At 43.2% G+C, this 3,406-nt stretch carries 2 protein-coding genes; one reads left to right on the top strand and one right to left on the bottom strand.

Going from position 1 to position 3,406, the window contains the following annotated elements; all coding sequences use genetic code 11:
* Window positions 1-96: 96 nt before the first annotated feature.
* Window positions 97-2,094, bottom strand: coding sequence for a phosphodiester glycosidase family protein (locus tag V7201_RS23010; protein ID WP_335379078.1), 1,998 nt, complete (start codon window positions 2,092-2,094; stop codon window positions 97-99).
* Between the two features lie 229 nt (window positions 2,095-2,323).
* On the opposite strand from V7201_RS23010, the gene V7201_RS23005 reads away from it, so the two are divergent.
* Window positions 2,324-3,367 carry an S-layer homology domain-containing protein gene (locus V7201_RS23005; RefSeq protein ID WP_335379077.1) on the top strand — a complete coding sequence of 348 codons (1,044 nt, stop codon included), beginning with the start codon at window positions 2,324-2,326 and terminating at the stop codon, window positions 3,365-3,367.
* Window positions 3,368-3,406 lie beyond the last annotated feature (39 nt).

The following is a 3,406-nucleotide window of genomic DNA, read 5'->3' as shown; positions in this document are numbered from 1 at the left end:
GCGTTAATGTGTTAAAGAGGGGCCAGCACTTTGGTGCTGGCCCCTTTCTTTTATTTCAGTCTAATTTTTCTTTTATTTATTTCTTCAATCTCTCTTTTACTGCTGGTTTTGCAGTGCTCTGTACAGGAATAATGCGTATTGGATACGGGTTACGGTGTCTGCTGGTTTGTATAGTGTGCCGTATCCTTCTGTGATTTTGTTTGCGTACAGACTTGAGATTGCATTGTAGGCGAAGCTTTGTTCAGGTACGTCAGTGAATGGCGTTTCTGCTGAGCCTTGCAGTTTGAAACCTTTTTGCAGGATGACGGCCATTTCTGCCCTTGTCAGTGGTGCGTTCGGATCGAATAATGTTCCGTTCTGTTTACCAGAGATGATGCCTGCATTCGTGATTGCAGCTACTTCCTTATAGAAACGGTATGTCTTCGGAATATCAGTAAAGTTTACATCCTGGATGTTTGCAGTATCCAATTTTAACGAACGGACCAGCAAAAGAGCTGCATCGATACGCTTCAATGTGTTCGCCGGTCTGTAGGTCCCATCGGCGTAGCCTGCAATTACTTCACGATCATATAAATACTTGATGATTGAAAAATACTTATTCGTACTTGGAATGTCAGTAAACGGTGAATCTTCATTTTTCACAGTGATTGGAATCTGTTTTGTCAGACTGCCATATGTTGCAGTAATGACGCCATCGCCCACTTTAGTTGTTTTTAAAGTAGTGCCTTCAAAGGACCCCATCGTGCTGGAAAGCTTTAATTTTGCCGGATCTTTCGCTAACGGATTGTAAAACTGGTCCAGCACATATTTTAACGAAACAGAAATAGTAGAACCTACTGTGACAGATGAACTTGATAACCCAACGCCAAAGCTCGATTCCTGGCCTAGAGGCGCGGTGCTGATTGCCTGGAGGGTAGTCGTGACACCCCTTTCCCAGCCGTCTGAAGGCTCGTTGATCAAGGATGCCATATCATTACCATGCTTGCGTGCAAGCATAGTCGTGGAGCCGCCCCCATCAAGGTTAAGAGCTTTATAAGCTCCAAGCTTTACTAGGTACTGAGCGAACTCAGTCAGGTTCATGCCCTTGCTGTAGCCCGCTGCCCTGCCATCAACCGTGACCATGAAAACCTTCGTCATTGTACGGTCAACAGCAATCGCTGTACGCGGAGCACGTTCCCTCGCGCGTGAACTGTTTGGATCAATGCTCAACGAAACTGCGCCATTATCAACAAGACGTGGACCGCTAGCAAGGATGTACTTAGATCCCTTCCACTTATCATCAATATTAATGGAGATTTGAACCTGTTCTCCAAGTTTCATTTTTTTCAAGAATTCCATTGGAGTGCCATGGGCAGACAGGACGAAGCCATCGGCAGGAATTTGCGTATTCGTCGTGGTTCCATATGGACGAATCGCGCTTACCGTACCAGTAATCACATCGCCGAACGTCAAATCCTTATTTTTCGACGCCCCTGTAAAAATAACCTCATAACCGTATTGGTTCGTATTTGTATAGCCATCCATATAGTCAGGTGTATATAAAATGAGATTATCATTGTTCCTGATTTTATTCATGCTTGTAATATCCGTTAATGAGCCATTATGTTCAGCTGAGAGGTCAAGATCGAAATATTCAATCTGAGCCTTGCCGCTGGCATTGATTCCAAAAGCAATCGGTTCATTCACATACTGGTCACGCCCGGAAGCAATGATTCCCGAGTTTACTAAAATATCATTTTTAGCAATTAAATACATAGGGAGCTTTGTGTTTGTGTCGAAAAATGACCCATTAATCGCCCCTACTACTCTATTGCCCTCACGATGGACAGCTTTAGCCTGGGCAGTGGTACCAGAAATCTTCCCTATTGCTGGCATTGAAAGATCCAATCTCGTATATGGGTCCTGAAGATTGACCTCTAGCACTTTAATGGACTGGTCATAAGTATTAATGACTTCCCTGTTTTCTTTGTACTTAACGCCGGACGACACTGGAAACTGCTCATAAGTGCTCGCAAATCCAGCCTGGACCGCAACTGATTGAAGGACCAGAAGACTTATGGCTAATGTAACAACTACCTTCTTTACAAATTTCAACTCTTTTCCCCCTATATGTATTCTCCCATTATCTGTATCTACCAAAATATTTTTACCACATTAAACAAATTTTGTCGAATGACGAAAGCAGGATATAAGTAGGGTTTTTAACATAATAACCCTTATTTTTACCAGTTTATTAGGTTGTCAAAAACCTTAAATTACCAATATATTTATCTCTAAATAATCTGTAAAATTTAGCTGATTACTCTTATAAGGGGGAAAATGAATGAAGAAACTGTTTGCATTCTTGCTTACTTTTAGCGTGTTGTTCAGTTCGCTGGGTTCTTTCGCTTCAGCTTCTGTGACGTTTAAAGATATCAATTCGTCGCCAATGAAGTTTTACATAGAAGAGCTTGCGAAAAACAATGTGATTTCGGGATATGCCGATGGGACCTTCCGTCCTAAAGAAAAATTGACCCGTGCGCAATTCGCCAAAATGCTTGCCCTGGCGATGGAGCTTCCATTGGATGCCAAAGCAGCGGCACAATTTACGGATTTGGCTGACTGGTCAAGGCCCTATGTGGGGGCGCTTGTAAAAGCGGACATTACATACGGTAAATCAAAGACTTTATTTGGCTCAAACGCGTTGATTACCCGCCAGGAAATGGCGGTCATGTTCGTGAGGGCAATGGGACTTGAGGAATTCGTGGGATTGCTTGAGTACGACCCAGGTTTTGCTGATTTTAACAAGGTTTCGAGCTGGGCACAGCCTCATGTAGCCTTTTTGAAGGATATTGGATTTATTGAAGGAAACGGAGAGTACTATTTCCCGCAGGATGCCACAACTCGTGAGGCGTTTGCCAAATTGACTTATCGGTTCAAGATGCAAGAGGATTTATATTTTGAACGTGCGCTAAATCGCATCATCCTTGAGATGGTGGAAGAAGCGGTTGACGTTAGTTTGATCGACCCTGAAACAATCGAAGTGACCTATGATGATGGCGAAGTTGTTGAGTATGACATTGCTTACTATCTTGAAGGAGTATATATGAGTTTCCATTATGACTCATTAGCTTACATCGATGGCTTCATGTGGCAGCAGATGACTTCCGCCGAAAAGAAAGAAATCATCATGTTCGCGATCCAGTATTGGGACAGCGAGTACAGCGACTACATCCTGAAGAAATCACCCGAACAAGCCTACTCCATCCTGCTCAGCAGATTGAACAACTACTACGTCAACAAGATCAACAATAAAGACGACGTACTCAAGATGCTCCTGATGACAGCCAACGACACATATACAATCGAATACGTTGGCGGAGAATAACCATTTCCGCTTTAGCACACTACCGTATTGGGGGTCAGA

This window comes from Bacillus sp. JJ1122 (genome assembly GCF_036964885.1).
Taxonomy (GTDB): domain Bacteria; phylum Bacillota; class Bacilli; order Bacillales; family Cytobacillaceae; genus Mesobacillus.
This window is presented reverse-complemented; position numbering and strand designations above follow the sequence as displayed.